Here is a 16,805-nt window from a genome sequence, read left to right as displayed (position 1 = left end):
TCCGCTCACGGTTGGGCCGCCTTCGCCGCACCGCTGGCGCGATCCACGAAGGCGTTGGTGTAGGTCCTGGTCAGGTCGATGTCCGCGCGCGCCACGTCCTTGTTGAACTCGCGCAGCACGGTCAACGGCGTTTCCAGGTCGGCGGCGACGAAGCGTCCGTCGCGGGTGAAGATGGCACGGGCGTTCTCCACCGCACGCGCATAGGTGGCGCGGTCCCCTGAGACATAGGCATCGGGCAAGGCCGCGACGATCTCCTCGGCGGAGTGGTCGGCGATGAAGCGCAGCGCCATCTGCTCGGCACGCACGATCTTCTCCGCATCCTGCGGCCGCTTTTCCAGGAAGCTGCGGTTGGCGTACATCACCGAGGTCGGGTACAGCCCGCCGTAGACCTGGCGTGCGCCGGCATCGCTGCGCGCGTCGATCAGGATCCTGCCGATCTTGCGCTCGCTGATCAGGGTCGCCGCCGGATCGTAGTTGACCAGCAGGTCGATCTTGCCCTGCTCCAGGGCCGCCACCGCGGCCGCGCCCGAGCCCACGCCGATCAGCGACACCGCGCTCTCGGCGATGCCGTTGCGCGAGAGGTAGTGGCGCACGAAGAAATCGGACGAGGAGCCCGGCGCGGTGATGCCGACCTTCAGGCCCCGGATGGTCTGCGGTTTGGCCGGATCGAAGGCGGTGTCGTTGCGCCCGGCCAGCACCAGCCCGGAATTGCGCGAGAGCAGCACGAAGGCGACCACATCCTTGCGCTTGGACTGCATCTGGATGGTGTGGTCGTAGAAGCCCACCGCCACGTCGGTGGAGTTGGCCACCAAGGCCTGCAGCACCTTGGAGCCGCCCTGGGCGAAGTTCTCGGTCTTGACCTTGACCCCGACCTGGTCGAAGTAGCCGTTGGCGTCGGCGATGAAGAACGGCAGGTTGTTGAGATTGTAGGACCCGACGCTGATGCGCACGGGCGTGGCGTCGGCGCTCGCCGCATCGCCGCCGCCCTTGCTGCAGGCGGTGAGAAGCAGCAGGCCGGCCGCGGCGAGCGCCGCGGTGAAGAACGTTCTGGACAACATCGATCCCTCCCAGGATTGAAGCGTGTGCGTTGTCGGTCGCGGACGCCGTGCGTGCGTGCAGGCGCCCGGCCGGTTCGGGTCATGTCATGCCGCGGAGATCCATTGGCGGGCCTCGGTGGACACGGGCGAGGTCGCGAAGACCCGCCCTTCGAACAGCCGGCGGGCGGTGCGCACCACGCTGGCGACGATCGGCGCATCGGCCGCGGTGCGGCTCAATCCCACCTCCAGGGCGCCGCTCGGATGTTCCAGGACGACGTGGCGCGGCAGCGCCGCATCGCCGACGAAGGCATTGGCCAGGGTACCCGGCGTGGCCGCCGCGGTGGCGATGCCGACCGCGCCGGTGATGGCCAGCGCGGTGTGGCACTGCTGCGGCATGAAATAGCGCACCTGCAGGTCGCCGCCGTGCTGCGGCGCCGACAGCAGCACCGGCTTGGGAATCACCTTGCTGCCGGCGTCGGCGATGCCCATGCGCGCGCCCGCCTCGATCCGCAGCGCCTCCAGCCGCGCCAGCAGCGCGGCATCGGCATTCAGCTCGGCAGGCGAGGCATCGCCGCGCACGCCGAGATCGGCGGCGCGCAGCAACATCATCGGCATGGCGCAATCCACCAGACTCGTCGCGACCCCGTCGATGGTGTCCTGCGCCTGCCCGCTCGGCAACAGCTTGCCGGTGCGCGCGCCGGCCGCGTCCAGGAACGACAGCCAGATCGGCGCGGCCGCGCCGGGCGCCCCGGCGATGCGCGTCTCGCCACGGTACACCACCCGGCCATGCGGCGTTTCCACCGTGGCCACGATCAGCTTGCCGGTGTTGACGTTGTGGATGCGCACCTGGGTGCGCGGATGCTGCGCCTGCACCAGGCCGCGCTCGATCGCGTACGGCGCCACCGCGGCCAGCATGTTGCCGCAGTTGGGCGAGGTGTCCACCACCTGCTGCTCGACCCGCACCTGCGCGAACAGATAGTCCACGTCCGCGTCGGCGCGGCTGGAGCGGTCGACGATGGCGACCTTGCTGGTCAGCGCGTTGCCGCCGCCGATGCCGTCGATCTGCAGCGGATGGCCGGCGCCCATCACCTCCAGCAGCAGGCGGTCGCGGCGGGCGGGATCGGCCGGCAGGTCCGGCGCGAAGAAGAACGGCCCCTTGGAGGTGCCGCCGCGCATGAGCACGCAGGGAATGCCGAGCAGATCGTTGGACATGGTGTAGATTGATGCGCCCTGAAGATGAATGTCTTCGTCTGATTCGATACTGGCATGACCCCAATTGATCTGTGAATTGCTAATTTTTCGATGATTGATTACCTATGAGCATCAATTGCGAAATCCTCGACCTGCGCGCGTTCCTGCTGGTGGCCGAGACGCGCAGCTTCCATCGCGCGGCCGAGGCGCTGCACATGTCGCAACCGGCGCTGAGCCGGCGCATCCAGAAGCTGGAACAGGCGGTCGGGTCGCCGCTGCTGGAGCGCACTACCCGCAGCGTGGCCACCACCGCCATCGGCGAGAACCTGCTGCCGCTGGTGCGGCGCATGATCGAGGAGTTCGACGGCTCGCTGTTCTCGGTGCGCGGCCACGACGATACGCGCGGCGCCACCGTTACCATCGCCTGCCTGCCGACCGCTGCGTTCTACTTCCTGCCCAGCGTGATGGCGCGCTTCCGCGAGGCGCATCCGCATGTGCGCTTCCGCATTCTCGACATCCCGGCCACCGAGGGCCTGCAGGCGGTGGAACGCGGCGAGGTCGAGTTCGGCATCAACTTCATGGGCGCCAACGATCCCAACCTGGATTTCGACGTGCTCGCCGAGGACCCGTTCGTGCTGGCCTGCCGCCGCGACCATCCGCTGGCGAAGAAACGCCGGATCGAATGGGCCGACCTCGCCCAGCACCAGTTGATCACCGTGCACCGCACCAGCGGCAACCGCACCCTGCTCGACGGCGCGCTGGCGCGCGAGAACCTGAAGCTCAGCTGGCACTACGAAGTGACCCACCTGTCCACGTCGCTGGGCATGGTCGAGGCCGGCATCGGCGTGTCGGTACTGCCGAAGATGGCCACCCCCGACGGCGAACATCCGATCCTGGTGACGCGGCCGATCGGCAATCCGGTGGTCTCGCGCACCATCGGCATCGTGCGCCGGCGCAGCGCGCTGCTCTCGCCCAGCGCCGAACGTTTCCTGCAGATGCTGATGAGCCGCTGGCGCGGCAAGCCGTGACACGGGCGCTACATCTGAACGTGTAAGCTTCGGCCCGACGCCTTGGGCCGCCGCGCCTTCCGGCCGCGCCGCGACGCGACGCAATGCCGGCAACGCAACGGCCCGGCACTCGCAAGCAGGCTCGTCACAGCGGGCCACTGCAAGCCACCCGCAATCAGGAGTTCCCCCGCATGAACGACTCGTTCTCCACCCGCAGCCAACTGCACGTCTGCGGCAAGACCTACGGTTACTTCAGCCTGCCCAAGCTCGGCGAGCGCTTCGACATCTCGCGCCTGCCCTACTCGCTGAAGATCCTGCTGGAGAATCTGCTGCGCCACGAGGACGGCGGCGCGACCGTCGGCAAGGAGCACATCGAAGCGGTGGCGCAATGGCAGCCGACCGCCGAGCCGGACACCGAGATCGCGTTCATGCCGGCGCGCGTGGTGCTGCAGGACTTCACCGGCGTGCCGTGCGTGGTCGACCTGGCGGCGATGCGCGATGCGGTGGTCAAGCTCGGCGGACGTCCGGAGCAGATCAATCCGCTGATCCCGTCGGAACTGGTGATCGACCACTCGGTGCAGGTGGACGTGTTCGGCAAGCCCGACGCGCTGGATCTGAACGGCAAGATCGAGTTCCAGCGCAACAAGGAACGCTACGGTTTCCTGCGCTGGGGCCAGAAGGCCTTCGACAACTTCAAGGTGGTGCCGCCGAACACCGGCATCGTGCACCAAGTCAACCTGGAGCACCTGGCGCGGGTGGTGATGACCGGCGAACGCGACGGCGAGGCGCTGGCCTATCCGGACACCGTGTTCGGCACCGACAGCCACACCACCATGATCAACGGCATCGGCGTGCTCGGTTGGGGCGTGGGCGGCATCGAGGCCGAAGCGGCGATGCTCGGCCAGCCCTCGTCGATGCTGATCCCGCAGGTGGTGGGCTTCAAGCTCACCGGCAAGCTGCCCGAAGGCGCCACCGCCACCGACCTGGTGCTGACGGTGACGCAGATGCTGCGCAAGCACGGCGTGGTCGGCAAGTTCGTCGAGTTCTTCGGCGACGGCCTGCAGCACCTGCCGCTGGCCGACCGCGCCACCATCGGCAACATGGCGCCGGAGTACGGCGCCACCTGCGGCATCTTCCCGATCGACGCCGAATCGCTGACCTACCTGCGCCTGTCCGGCCGCAGCGAGGAGCAGATCGCGCTGGTGGAGGCCTACGCCAAGGCGCAGGGCCTGTGGCACGACGCCGATAGCGCGCACGCCAGCTACAGCGCGACGCTGGAACTGGACATGGGCGACGTCAAGCCGTCGCTGGCCGGCCCCAAGCGCCCGCAGGACCGCGTGCTGCTGGAAGACATGCAGCGCAACTTCCGCGACAGCCTGGTGCCCTTCGCCGACGCGCGCAGCAAGCGCCACAGCGATGCGAAACAGGAAGACCGGCTCAAGAACGAAGGCGGCGGCGGCACCGCGGTCGGTGCCCAGGCGGCGCAGGCGCAGGAGGCCGAGGCCAGCGGCGCCGGCTGGCGCTTGCGCGACGGCGCGGTGGTGATCGCGGCGATCACCTCCTGCACCAACACCTCCAACCCCGCAGTGATGCTCGGCGCCGGCCTGCTCGCACGCAACGCCGTGGCCAAGGGCCTGAAGGCGCAGCCCTGGGTCAAGACCTCACTCGGGCCGGGCTCGCTGGTGGTCACCGACTACCTGAAGAAGGCCGGGGTGATGGACGACCTGGAACAGCTCGGCTTCTACGTGGTCGGCTATGGCTGCACCACCTGCATCGGCAACTCCGGCCCGCTGCCGGAAGACGTGTCCGCGGCGATCGCCCAGGACGACTTGGTGGTGGCCTCGGTGCTGTCGGGCAACCGCAACTTCGAAGGCCGCGTGCATCCGGAAGTGAAGATGAACTACCTGGCCTCGCCGCCGCTGGTGGTCGCCTACGCCATCGCCGGCACCACCGACATCGACCTGACCCGCGACCCGCTGGGCACCGGCAGCGATGGTCAGCCGGTGTACCTGCGCGACATCTGGCCGAGCAACAAGGAGATCGGCGACACCATCGCCGCCACGGTCGGCCCGGAGATGTTCAAGCAGAACTACGCCGACGTGTTCAAGGGCGACAGCCGCTGGAACACCATCGCCTCGCCCGACGGCGAGCTGTACGCCTGGGATGGCGCCTCCACCTACATCAAGAACCCGCCCTACTTCGACGGCATGACCATGCAGGTCGGCCGCATCGAGGACGTGCACGGCGCGCGCGTGCTGGGCCTGTTCGGCGATTCGATCACCACCGACCATATTTCCCCGGCCGGCAACATCAAGAAGGACTCGCCGGCGGGCCGCTTCCTGCAGGAGCGCGGCGTGCAGCCGGCCGACTTCAACAGCTACGGCAGCCGCCGCGGCAACGACGATGTCATGGTCCGCGGCACCTTCGCCAACATCCGCATCAAGAACCTGATGTTCGGCGGCGAGGAAGGCGGCAACACCCTGTACCACCCGCCCGGCGGCGGCCAGCCGGAAAAGCTGGCGATCTACGACGCGGCGATGAAGTACAAGGCCGACGGCGTGCCGCTGGTGGTGATCGGCGGCAAGGAGTACGGCACCGGCTCCTCGCGCGACTGGGCGGCCAAGGGCACCAACCTGCTCGGGGTCAAGGCGGTGATCGCCGAGAGCTTCGAGCGCATCCACCGCTCCAACCTGGTGGGCATGGGCGTGCTGCCGCTGCAGTTCCTCGACGGCCAGAACGCGCAGAGCCTGGGCCTGGACGGCTCGGAAGTCTTCGAGATCACTGGCCTGCAGGACGGCGCCAGCAAGCGCGCCAAGGTCGTCGCCAGCAAGGCCAACGGCAGTGCGCAGACCTTCGAGGTGGCGGTGATGCTGCTGACCCCGAAGGAAGTGGAGTATTTCCGCCACGGCGGCCTGCTGCAGTACGTGCTGCGTCAGTTGGCCGCGCGCTGACCGACCCTGCGCTTTCCGGCAGCGGAAGTCCGGCCCCCGCGCCTGCGCGGGGGCTCTGTCTGGGCGCTTGAACCTGCTATTCGCGTGTTCGCGCGCCCGCGCCGTGACCACAGTGAATTGCTGCAGTACCTGCGTACCCAGTGGCTGCGCACTGATGCACCTTGCAGTTTGTGCGAACCACTGACCGCATACGCTCTAAAAGCAAAGGCTTTCGCCTTGCGGCGAGTTACTTTTCTTTGCTTGTGCAAAGAAAAGTAACCAAAAGAAAGCACACCCTGCCTCGCGCCCTCCGCGCTGCGCGCTCCGGGTCCGCGTCCATCACGGGGATCCGCGGAAGGGGCATCCTGCCCCTGCCGCGGACGGCGCACATCCATGTGCGCCGCCCTTCGGGTGTTTCCCCGCGATGGCCGCCGCTTCGGAAGGGAACCCGGTACGGCAACAGCAACAGCAACAGCAAGTGCAACGGCAAAAGCAGCGTTGCTGGCGTCCAGGCGGTCATCGCTCTTCGGCATTCCTCGCAGAACCGTCACCCAAAGGCACCAGTCCACCGGCATTCGGTGCTCTCCCTGTTCGCCTTTTCCCTACGGAACGGTATGCTGCCGTTGCCGGTTCTGGCGGATACTGTCCGTTGTGAGCCAATCAACACGTTTCCTGGAGGGGGAATATGAGTCTGGATCGTCCGTGGTTGCAGAGTTATCCGGCCGGCGTTGGCGCCGACATCGATGTCGAGGAATACCGCTCCGTCGCCGCCGTCTTCGAAAGCTCCGTGGCCAAGTTCGGCGACCGCCCCGCCTACAGCAACTTCGGCAAGACCCTGACCTACCGCGAGGCCGGCGAACTGGCCCGGCAATTCGCCGGCTACCTGCTGGGCGAACTGCAGCTCAAGAAGGGCGACCGCGTCGCCCTGATGATGCCCAACTGCCTGCAATACCCCATCGCCACCTTCGGCGTGCTGCTGGCCGGCATGACCGTGGTCAACGTCAATCCGCTGTACACCCCGCGCGAACTGCGCCACCAACTGATCGACTCCGGTGCCAGCGCACTGGTGGTGATCGACAACTTCGGCACCACCGTGCAGGACGTGCTCGCCGATACCCCGGTCAAGCAGGTCATCACCACCGGCCTGGGCGACATGCTGGGCTTCCCCAAGGGCCCGCTGGTCAACTTCGTCCTGAAGTACGTCAAGAAGCTGGTCCCGGACTACGACATCCCCAACGCGATCCGTTTCCGCGACGCGCTGACCCTCGGCCGCCTGCACACACTGCCGCCGATCGACATCGCGCCGGACGACATCGCCTTCCTGCAATACACCGGCGGCACCACCGGCGTGGCCAAGGGCGCCATGCTGACCCACCGCAACCTCGTCGCCAACATGCTGCAGGCCGGTGCGTGGATCTCGGCGACCGGCAAGCTGGAGGAAGGCAAGGAAGTCATCATCACAGCGTTGCCGCTGTACCACATCTTCGCGCTGACCGCGAACGGGCTGGTCTTCATGAAGCTCGGCGGACTCAACCACCTGATCAGCAATCCGCGCGACATGCCCGGCTTCGTCAAGGAACTGCAGAAGACCCGCTTCACCGCCTTCACCGGCGTCAACACCCTGTTCAACGGCCTGCTCAACACCCCCGGCTTCGACAAGGTGGATTTTTCCTCGCTGAAGTTCACCCTCGGCGGCGGCATGGCGGTGCAACGCGCGGTGGCCGAACGCTGGAAGCAGGTCACCGGGGTCACCCTGGTCGAGGCCTATGGCCTCACCGAGACCTCGCCGGCGGCCTGCATCAATCCGCTGACCCTGACCGAATACAACGGCGCGATCGGCCTGCCGATCCCCTCTACCGACGCCTGCGTCAAGGACGACCAGGGCCAGATCCTCGCCCATGGCGAGGTCGGCGAACTGTGCATCCGCGGGCCGCAGGTGATGAAGGGCTACTGGCGCCGGCCGGAGGAAACCGCCAGCGCCATCGACGCCGACGGCTGGCTGCACACCGGCGACATGGCGCGGATGGATCCGCAGGGCTTCTTCTATATCGTCGACCGCAAGAAGGACATGATCCTGGTGTCCGGTTTCAACGTGTATCCGAACGAGGTCGAGGACGTCATCGCGATGATGCCGGGCGTGCTGGAAGTGGCCGCGGTCGGCGTGCCGGACGAAAAATCCGGCGAGGCGGTCAAGGTGGTGATCGTGAAGAAGGACCCCAACCTGACCGCCGACGAGGTCAAAGCCCACGCCCGCGCCAACCTCACCGGCTACAAGCATCCGCGCATCGTCGAGTTCCGCAAGGAGCTGCCCAAGACCAACGTCGGCAAGATCCTGCGGCGCGAACTGCGCGACGCGCCGCCGCCTCAGTAAACGGGTCCAACGGGCGCCCACGCGGCGCCCATGCAGGCGCTGGCAGGGCGGGTTCCGGCCGCGGCACCCGGGTGTAGCATCCGCCGGGTGGAAACGCACTCGCCCGCTGCGCCACGCCATCTCCGCGGGCGTCTTTCCGAGAGCCCGCCATGAGCACGATCGACCCGCTGCCCCGTACCCGCGCCTACTCCAGCATCCGCATCGATGCCGACGGCGACGACGATAGCCACTGGCTGTACATGCATGCAGGCGGTGCCGCGAAGCAGCGGCCCTGCTTCCATCCCACCTTGATGCGCGAGATGCACAGCTATCTCGCCGCGATCAGCCAGCCCGGCACCCTGGCCTCGGCGCGGCTGGGCAGCCTGGTGCTGGCCTCCGATGGCAGCGCGTTCAACCTGGGCGGGGACCTGGAACTGTTCGGCCATTACATCCGCCGCCGCGATCGTGCCGGCCTGATGGCCTACGCGACGAGCTGCATCGATGGCGTCCACCGCTTCCATACAGGGCTCGGCGGCAATTTCCGCACCATTGCCCTGCTGCAGGGCGACGCGCTCGGCGGCGGCCTGGAGATGGCGCTGTCGTGCCATCTGATCGTGGCCGAGGAGGACGTCGGCATGGGCCTGCCGGAAATCATGTTCGGCCTGTTTCCCGGCATGGGCGCGTATTCGTTCCTCAGCCGTCGTATCGCGCCGCATGCCGCGGAGAAACTCATCCTGGGAGGCCATGTCTTCAGCAGCCAGGAGATGCACGCCTTGGGCATCGTCGACGTGCTGGTCCCCAAGGGCCAGGGCAAGGAGGCGGTGCGCGACCTGATCCAGCAACAACGACGGGCGCCGCTGGCGCATCTGGCGATGAACGCGATGCGCAACGTGGTGCAGCCGGTCAGCCGCGAGGAATTGCTGACGGTGACCGAAATCTGGGTGGACGCCGCGCTGGCCCTGGGCGAGAAGTCGCTGCGGACGATGGATCGGCTGGTGCGGGCCCAGGTCCGGCGCGCGCAATCCGGCGTCGTTGCCGCCTGAGCGGCATGCCGCCGGCAGCGAGGGATGACCCGGCCTCGCGCCGGGCGTTCCTCAGCGCAGTTCGCCGTCCTGCACGGCGCTCTGCCGGGCGCGCAACTCCAGGGCTTCGCGGCCTTCGGTCAGGCTGGCGTTGAGCGCCATCAAGCGCTGGCGCCACTCGCTGCGCACCTGCCATTCCGGCATCTGCATCAGCTCGCCGCCAAGGCTGGCGAGCCGTATCAGGCCGAGGTTGCTGGCGACGCCCTTGATCGCGTGCGCGTGTTCGCGCAGGCGCTCCCAATGCTCGGCTTCGCCGGCGATCTGCATGCCGCCGAGGCAGCCCTCGGCATCGTTGAGGCATTGCGAGATGAACTCGCGCTCGAAGCCATCGCCCATGCCGAGCCCGGCGAGTTCGTCCAGGACCGACGAATCCAGCACCCCTTCGCTCGATACCGGCATCTGCCGCACGGTCGTGTCGTTGCCGACGCGCAGGCGCCCTTCCATCGCGATGTCCGAGAGCGTGTCCAGCAGACGGTTGGCCACCACCGGCTTGGCCAGAAAGGTCCTGGCGCCGGCCTGTTCGCAGCGCTGGATCGATTCGGGCGTCACATCGGCGCTGAGCACCACCACCGGCGTCCGCGGTCCGCCGGCCTGCATCACCCGCAACTGCCGCAGCATGTCCAGGCCGCTCATGCCGGGCATGTGCAGGTCGACGATCACCGCGTCGAATTCGGTCTCGGCCAGCGCGTCCAGCACCGCTTCCGCGCCGTCGACGCAGATGACACGATGGCCGGCTTTCTGCAGCATCCGCTGCAGCACCATGCGGTTGGCGGCGTGATCGTCGGCGACCAGGATGCGCATGCCGCGCACCCGCGCGCGGTGGCGCAGGAACGGATCGGAGAAGGCGATGACGTTGCCGCTGGTATCGAACTCCTCGGCCGCCGCCGGCACGCTGGCCTGCTGTGCACCCAGGTCCGCCGACGCCGGCACCGCCGCGGCCACGAACGGCAGTTCGAACCAGAAATGGCTGCCGCGCGGCGCATTCTCCTGGTAGCCGATGCTGCCCCCCATCGCCTCGACCAGGCCCTTGGCGATCGTGGTGCCGAGGCCGCTGCCTTCGTAGCGGCGCGACAGGCCGACGTCGGCCTGCTCGAACGCCTCGAACAGGCGCGGCCGCATGTCCGGCGTCACGCCGATGCCGGTATCGACGATGTCGAAACTCAGGCGCGTCGGCTGCCCGTGTTCGTTCTTGTGCAGGCGTACGCGGATGTCGACCCGGCCGGTCTCGGTGAACTTGATGGCATTGCCGGCCAGGTTCAGCAGCACCTGGCGCAGATGACCCGGGTCGCCGGAGAGGTAGTCCGGCACGTCCGGGGCGACATCCACCTGGTAGGTCAGCAGCTTGGCGCGTGCCTGCGGCTGCAGGATCAGGCTGATCCCTTCCAGGGTTTCGCGCAGCGAGAAATCGCGCTTGTCGAGCCGCAGCTTGCCGGCCTCGATCGCGGAAATGTCCAGCACTTCCTCGACTAGCGACAACAGGCTGCGCGCGGACGCCTGGATGGTGTTGACGCACTCGCGCTGCTCGGCGTCCAGGCGCGTGGTCGCCAGCACCTCGGTCATGCCGGACAGGCCATTCAACGGGGTGCGGAACTCGTGGCTCATGTTGGCCAGGAAACGGCTCTTGGCCTCGCTGGCGCGGCGCGCCTCGGCGGTGGTGCTGGTCAATTGCCGCAACAGTCCCGACAGGTACAGCGGGATGGCGGCCAAGCCGACCAGCAGGCCGATGCCCAGGCCGCGATTGGCGATCCAGTAGTCGCTGGTCATCAGCGTGATGCTGAAACTGGCTACCGCCATGGCCACGGCCAGGTACAGATAGCGGTTGCCGTAGCGAAGGCCGTTGCCGATGGTGACCCACATGATGACCACGTAAATGCAGGCCATCGGCTCGCCGATCGCGCTCATCGCCATCGACATCAGCCCGTAGTCGGCCACCATGCCGATGATCCGGCGCACGTCCGAGCGCTGCGGCCGCATCACGATCCAGGTCATCAGGGCCAGGGCCACCGCCTGCGAGATCAGGGTCAGGCCGATGACGTAGGCGCGCTGCCGCGGGGCGATGTCCCAGCCCTGCGAGAACGACAGTTCGTAGGCCAGGATCAGCGCGACCATGCAGATGCGGACGAACGCCTGGCCGTGCTCGGTATCCTTGCGCTCCGCGAACCGTTGCCGCAACCACCTGATCGCCGAGATCATGTCAGACTCCTGGTCGCGCCGAGGCGGTGGAGAATTTCTCGCAGATCACCTGCAACTGCTCGCGGCCGCGGAACAGCGCGTCCACGCAGCGCGGGTCGAACAGGCGGCCGCGCTGGGCGTAGAGGTAGGCCAGGGTCGCATCCATGGTCCAGGCTTCCTTGTAGGGCCGCGGCGAGATCAGCGCGTCGAACACGTCGGCGACCGCCACGATCCGCGCTTCCAGCGGAATCGCCTCGCCGACCAGGCCGTCCGGGTAGCCGCTGCCGTCGTAGCGCTCGTGGTGGCGCAGCGCAATCAGCGCGCCGACCTGGATGAAGCGGTTCTGGCTGCCGCTGAGCAGTTCGTAGCCGATGCGCGGGTGCATGCGCATCACCGCCATCTCGTCCTCGCTGAGCTTGCCCGGCTTGAGCAGCACCGCGTCGGGAATGGCGATCTTGCCCATGTCGTGCAGGCTCGCCGCCATCTCGATGACCCGCACCTCGTCCTCGGACAGGCCCAGTTGCTCGGCGATCAGCCCGGCCACGTGCGCCATGCGTTCCAGGTAGGCGCTGGTGCCGACATCGCGGTACTCGATGGCCCGCGCCAGCCGCGACAGGGTCTCGCGCTCGCGTTCCTCGACCTCGCGCATGCTGGCCAGCAGGCGCTGCTCCAGCGACATCGCGCGCTGCTTGATGTTCTCGCTCTGCAACCGCAGCTGCAGCAGGTTGTGACAGCGCGCGCGCAGCTCGCGCGGGCGGATCGGCTTGACCAGGAAGTCGATCACCCCCGCTTCCAGCGCCGCCTGGCGGATCGGCTCGTCGCCGACCACGGTGATCAGGATGATGGGAATGTCGCGGTGCTTGGGCAGCCGGCGCAGGCGCCGCGCGAACTCCAGCCCGTCCATGCCCGGCATGCGGTAATCGAGCAACAGCAGATCGACCTTGCCCGCTTCGCACCAGGCCAGCGCGGCCTGCGAGTCGCCGAAGTCGCGTACGGTCAGTTCCGGGGCGATGTCCTCGATGACATGCCGCAGCATCGTGCGCGCGGAGGTCTGATCGTCGACGATGACGATGTTCAAACGATTGTCGCTTCCGTCCGCCCAGTGGAGACGGTCCCCGTTCGAGGACGCGCCGGAGAGGCTCATGCTGGCATCATGCATCTGCAATCCTCCGCCCGTCGCATCTGCGCGGGCTGCTGAGACGACAACGGGAACGCACCGGAGCGGGGTCACCCGGCGCGTCCACCTCACTTCCTTTTGCGTGCAACGCCTAGTGCAAGAACCGCACCACCTCGTCCGCGGCTAGGTTAAGCCTCCGGACGCATATACGGAAACAGCAGCACGTCACGGATTGAGCTGCTGCCGGTGAGCAACATTACCAGCCGGTCGATGCCGATGCCCAGGCCGCCGGTCGGCGGCAGCCCCACTTCCAGCGCCCGGATGTAGTCGGCGTCGAAATGCATGGCCTCGTCGTCGCCCCCCTCCTTCGCCGCCACCTGGGCCTGGAACCGCGCCGCCTGGTCCTCCGGGTCGTTGAGCTCGGAGAAGCCGTTGGCGATTTCCTTGCCGTTGATGAACAGCTCGAAGCGGTCGGTGTAGCCCGGCTCGGTGTCGCTGGAACGGGCCAGGGGCGACACCTCGACCGGGTGGTCGGTGATGAAGGTGGGCTGGATCAGGGTGTGCTCGACCGTGGCCTCGAAGATCTCCAGCAGCAGCTTGCCCCAGCCGTAGGACGGCTTGGTGCGGATCTTCAGCCGCTCGCAGTGGCGCAGCAGGGCCTCGCGGTCGGTGCAGTCGGCGGCACTGATCTCCGGGTTGTGGTGGCGCACCGCCTCGTCCATGCGCCAGCGACGGAACGCCGGCGCCAGGTCGATGTCGGCGCCGTCCCAGTGGACCTGGGTGGTGCCCAGCACCTCGCGGGCGACGTCGCGGATGACGTTCTCGGTCAGGTCCATCACCTCGTGGTACGTGGCGTAGGCCTCGTACAGCTCCATCATGGTGAATTCCGGATTGTGCCGGGTGCTAACGCCTTCGTTGCGGAAATTGCGGTTGATTTCGTAGACCCGTTCCAGGCCGCCGACCACCAGGCGCTTCAGGTACAGCTCCGGGGCCACCCGCAGGTACAGGTCCAGGTCCAGGGCGTTGTGGTGGGTCGTGAACGGCTTGGCGGTGGCGCCGCCGGGGATGTAGTGCATCATCGGCGTCTCCACTTCCAGGAAGCGGCGCGCGTCCAGCCAGGCGCGCATGGCGCGGATGATCTTGGAGCGCTTGACGAACACCTCGCGCGCCTCCGGCGACACGATCAGGTCGACGTAGCGCTGGCGGTAGCGCTGCTCCACGTCCGACAGGCCGTGCCACTTGTCCGGCAGCGGCCGCAGCGCCTTGGTCAGCAGCCGCAGGCCAGTGGCCTTGATCGACAGTTCGCCGGTCTTGGTGCGGGTCAGCCCGCCCTCCACGCCGATGATGTCGCCGATGTCCCAGCCCTTGAAGGCGTCGTAGGCCTCGCCCAGGGCGTTGGCCTGCAGGAACAGCTGGATGCGCCCGGACTCGTCCTGCAGCTGCACGAAGCTGGCCTTGCCCATCACCCGCTTGGCCAGCAGGCGGCCGGCCAGGCGCAGGCTGCGGCCCTGGGCCTCCAGCGCCTCGGCGGTCCAGCGCTCGGTGTCGGCGAACTCGGCCTGCAGATCGCCGGCGAAGTCGCTGCGGCGGAAATCGTTCGGATAGGCCACGCCCTGTGCGCGCAGCGCGGCGAGTTTGGCGCGCCGTTCGGCGATGAGGCTGTTCTCGTCGACGGGAAGGGACGGCGCGGGGGTCTGCTCGGTCATGGGATGGGGGATGCGTGAGGAAGGGAAAGAATGCACCAGCCGACGCGGCCGTGTGCCGCCGCACGGCCTCCGTCGCCAGGACGGAGGCCGCCGGTTCAGGCGTCGCTGCGTTTCGCGCCGGCTTCCAGGCCGGACTTGAGGCTGGCCTCGACGAACTCGTCCAGGTCGCCATCGAGCACCTTCTGGGTGTCCGAGCGCTCCACGCCGGTGCGCAGGTCCTTGATCCGGCTCTGGTCGAGCACGTAGTTGCGGATCTGGCTGCCCCAGCCGATGTCGGACTTGGTCGCCTCCACCGCATCGCGCTCGGCGTTGCGCTTCTGGATCTCCAGCTCGTACAGCTTGGCGGCCAGCATCTTCATCGCGTTGTCGCGGTTCTGGTGCTGGCTGCGCCCGGTCTGGCAGGCCACCACGATGCCGGTGGGCACGTGGGTGATGCGCACCGCCGACTCGGTCTTGTTGACGTGCTGGCCGCCGGCGCCGGAGGACCGGTACACGTCGGTCTTCAGGTCGGCCGGATTGATGTCGATGTCGATGTTGTCGTCCACTTCCGGCGACACGAACACCGAGGTGAAGCTGGTATGGCGGCGGTTGTCCGAGTCGAACGGCGACTTGCGCACCAGCCGGTGCACGCCGGTCTCGGTCTTCAGCCAGCCGTAGGCAAAGTCGCCCTCCACGCGCAGCGTGGCGGACTTGATCCCGGCCACTTCGCCGCCGGAGACTTCCATCAGCTCGGTCTTCCAGCCGCGCGATTCGCACCAGCGCAGGTACATGCGCAGCAGGATCTCGGCCCAGTCCTGGGCCTCGGTGCCGCCGGCGCCGGCCTGGATGTCGACGAAGGCATTGCTGGCGTCCATCTGCCCGGAGAACATGCGCTGGAATTCCAGCTTCTCCACCTGCGCCTGGAAGCGGTCGACGTCGGCCAGCACCGCCTGCGCGGTGGCCTCGTCGTTCTCGCTTTCGGCCAGTTCCAGGAATTCCAGCGATTCGTTCAGGCCATCGAGCACGCTGGCGATGCCGCCGACGGTCTTCTCCAGGCTGGCGCGTTCGCGACCCAAGCCCTGGGCGCGCTCGGGGTCGTTCCAGACGTCGGGACTTTCCAGCTCCCGGGTGACTTCCTCTAGACGCTCCTTCTTGGCGTCGTAGTCAAAGAAACCCCCGTAGCGACAGCACCCGATCGGACAGATCGGCGATGCGGTGGCGAATCGGATTGAGTTCGATCATTGCGGCATTTCCGGCAGACAAGAGCGCGATTCTAGCAATTCCGGCCGCTGCGCCACAGCGCCGCCCGCCTACTCGACGGGGGCGGCCTCGCCCTCCCCGGCCGCCACCCGCAGCCCGGCACGGTAGCGGCGGCTGCACGGGACCTGGCTGCCGTCGCGCAGGTGCACGCGCGCCTCGCCCGCCTCCAGCGGCTCGATCGAGACCACGCTGGCCAGGTTGACGATGTAGCTGCGGTGGATGCGCACGAACCGCGCAGCGTCCAGCCGTGCCTCGATCGCGGCCATGGTGCTGCGCAGCGGGTAGTCGTGGCCGCGCACGCGCAGGTTGACGTAGTTGCCGGCCGCCTGCAGCCATTCGATATCGGCCGCGGCAACCAGGAAATCGCGGCCCAGCTTGCGCACCAGGAAGCGCTCCGGCCGTTCCAGCGAGCCCACCGGCGGGCCGGCGTCGGGCGCGCCGAGCAGCGCCGCTTCGCCCTGCCAGCGCCGCAACAGGAACCGATACATCTCCACGCACAGCGCGATCGAGGCCAGGCTGCGCACGTCCTTCAGATACTCGTAGGCCAGGCCCTGCGGCCACGGCCCGAAATCGTAGTGCTGGCCCTGCAGGCGGTAGACGAGGCTGCGCACGGCCACCATCCCCACCACGTGCAGCACCGACAGCACCACGCTGCCCAGCAGGTAGCCCGGCAGCCGGCGCCGCCAGGTGTCCCAATGCGGCGGGTAGCGCCGGGTCAGCAGCACCACCAACGGCACGATCAGCAGGAACATCAGATTGCTGGACCACTCCCACACCACCGGCTCCCAGGCGGCGAAATGTAGCCCGGTGTTGCGGATGTCGATCAGCACCGTGATGCTGTTGGCGGTGGCGTTGATCAGCGTCAGCGCGACCCAGAAGCCGATCTCGAAACTGCGGCGCCAGGGCTGGAAACGGGAGTAGGCGCTGGCGCCGGAGGGGTCTGACATCGGCAAAGTGTAGCGCGCCGGCATGAC

Annotated in this window: 11 protein-coding genes; 4 read left to right on the top strand and 7 right to left on the bottom strand. The window is 67.7% G+C overall.

Annotated features, from left to right (window positions below; genetic code table 11):
- Positions 1 to 5 precede the first annotated feature (5 nt).
- Together AC1PLR_RS09610 and AC1PLR_RS09605 are read right to left on the bottom strand one after the other, a co-directional pair.
- Complete coding sequence (locus AC1PLR_RS09610) at positions 6 to 1,058, bottom strand: ABC transporter substrate-binding protein (RefSeq protein ID WP_481103390.1); 1,053 nt, start codon at positions 1,056 to 1,058, stop codon at positions 6 to 8.
- Between the two features lie 84 nt (positions 1,059 to 1,142).
- The gene (locus AC1PLR_RS09605; RefSeq protein ID WP_481103389.1) at positions 1,143 to 2,249 is read right to left on the bottom strand and encodes a 4-oxalomesaconate tautomerase; all 1,107 of its coding nucleotides are present in this window, start codon (positions 2,247 to 2,249) and stop codon (positions 1,143 to 1,145) included.
- 104 nt (positions 2,250 to 2,353) lie between these two features.
- Between AC1PLR_RS09605 and AC1PLR_RS09600 the strand changes: the two genes are divergently transcribed.
- The 4 genes from AC1PLR_RS09600 to AC1PLR_RS09585 all read left to right on the top strand — a co-directional run bounded on the left by AC1PLR_RS09600 (position 2,354) and on the right by AC1PLR_RS09585 (position 9,558).
- The gene (locus AC1PLR_RS09600) at positions 2,354 to 3,256 is read left to right on the top strand and encodes a LysR family transcriptional regulator (protein ID WP_420009933.1); all 903 of its coding nucleotides are present in this window, start codon (positions 2,354 to 2,356) and stop codon (positions 3,254 to 3,256) included.
- A gap of 170 nt (positions 3,257 to 3,426) precedes the next feature.
- Positions 3,427 to 6,186: an aconitate hydratase AcnA gene (gene acnA, locus AC1PLR_RS09595; protein ID WP_481103388.1), complete on the top strand. Its 2,760-nt coding sequence runs from the start codon at positions 3,427 to 3,429 to the stop codon at positions 6,184 to 6,186.
- 664 nt (positions 6,187 to 6,850) lie between these two features.
- On the top strand, positions 6,851 to 8,536 hold the full coding sequence (gene rpfB / locus AC1PLR_RS09590; protein WP_209029185.1) for a fatty acyl-CoA ligase RpfB: 1,686 nt from the start codon (positions 6,851 to 6,853) through the stop codon (positions 8,534 to 8,536).
- Between the two features lie 149 nt (positions 8,537 to 8,685).
- Positions 8,686 to 9,558: a crotonase/enoyl-CoA hydratase family protein gene (locus AC1PLR_RS09585; protein WP_371182298.1), complete on the top strand. Its 873-nt coding sequence runs from the start codon at positions 8,686 to 8,688 to the stop codon at positions 9,556 to 9,558.
- Positions 9,559 to 9,609: 51 nt separating this feature from the next.
- On the opposite strand, the gene AC1PLR_RS09580 is transcribed toward AC1PLR_RS09585, so the two are convergent.
- From AC1PLR_RS09580 to AC1PLR_RS09560, 5 genes are all read right to left on the bottom strand, one after another.
- Entirely contained in the window at positions 9,610 to 11,790 is a 2,181-nt protein-coding gene (locus tag AC1PLR_RS09580; RefSeq protein ID WP_481103387.1) for an ATP-binding protein, read from the bottom strand.
- 1 nt (position 11,791) lies between these two features.
- Complete coding sequence (rpfG, locus tag AC1PLR_RS09575) at positions 11,792 to 12,928, bottom strand: cyclic di-GMP phosphodiesterase response regulator RpfG (protein WP_209029182.1); 1,137 nt, start codon at positions 12,926 to 12,928, stop codon at positions 11,792 to 11,794.
- 146 nt (positions 12,929 to 13,074) lie between these two features.
- Positions 13,075 to 14,592, bottom strand: a complete 1,518-nt coding sequence (lysS, locus tag AC1PLR_RS09570) for a lysine--tRNA ligase (protein ID WP_010343334.1) — start codon at positions 14,590 to 14,592, stop codon at positions 13,075 to 13,077.
- A 95-nt stretch (positions 14,593 to 14,687) separates the two neighbouring features.
- A protein-coding gene (gene prfB / locus AC1PLR_RS09565) for a peptide chain release factor 2 (protein ID WP_100224025.1) occupies positions 14,688 to 15,813 on the bottom strand; the annotation gives its coding sequence in 2 pieces (ribosomal slippage) (positions 14,688 to 15,737 and positions 15,739 to 15,813; 1,125 coding nt in all).
- Positions 15,814 to 15,881: 68 nt separating this feature from the next.
- Positions 15,882 to 16,778 (bottom strand): LytTR family DNA-binding domain-containing protein, encoded by an 897-nt coding sequence (locus AC1PLR_RS09560; protein WP_481103386.1) that lies wholly within the window; start codon positions 16,776 to 16,778, stop codon positions 15,882 to 15,884.
- Between the last annotated feature and the right edge of the window lie 27 nt (positions 16,779 to 16,805).

This window comes from Xanthomonas sp. NCPPB 3570, from assembly GCF_056725115.1.
This window is presented reverse-complemented; position numbering and strand designations above follow the sequence as displayed.

Excerpts from the sequence above, each read along its gene's own strand:
- AC1PLR_RS09585 (WP_371182298.1), top strand. The coding sequence starts at position 8,686 with ATGAGCACGATCGACCCGCTGCCCCGTACCCGCGCCTACTCCAGCATC.
- AC1PLR_RS09605 (WP_481103389.1), bottom strand. The coding sequence starts at position 2,249 with ATGTCCAACGATCTGCTCGGCATTCCCTGCGTGCTCATGCGCGGCGGC.
- AC1PLR_RS09600 (WP_420009933.1), top strand. The coding sequence starts at position 2,354 with ATGAGCATCAATTGCGAAATCCTCGACCTGCGCGCGTTCCTGCTGGTG.
- AC1PLR_RS09560 (WP_481103386.1), bottom strand. The coding sequence starts at position 16,778 with ATGTCAGACCCCTCCGGCGCCAGCGCCTACTCCCGTTTCCAGCCCTGG.
- rpfB (WP_209029185.1), top strand. The coding sequence starts at position 6,851 with ATGAGTCTGGATCGTCCGTGGTTGCAGAGTTATCCGGCCGGCGTTGGC.
- acnA (WP_481103388.1), top strand. The coding sequence starts at position 3,427 with ATGAACGACTCGTTCTCCACCCGCAGCCAACTGCACGTCTGCGGCAAG.
- rpfG (WP_209029182.1), bottom strand. The coding sequence starts at position 12,928 with ATGCATGATGCCAGCATGAGCCTCTCCGGCGCGTCCTCGAACGGGGAC.
- AC1PLR_RS09610 (WP_481103390.1), bottom strand. The coding sequence starts at position 1,058 with ATGTTGTCCAGAACGTTCTTCACCGCGGCGCTCGCCGCGGCCGGCCTG.
- lysS (WP_010343334.1), bottom strand. The coding sequence starts at position 14,592 with ATGACCGAGCAGACCCCCGCGCCGTCCCTTCCCGTCGACGAGAACAGC.
- AC1PLR_RS09580 (WP_481103387.1), bottom strand. The coding sequence starts at position 11,790 with ATGATCTCGGCGATCAGGTGGTTGCGGCAACGGTTCGCGGAGCGCAAG.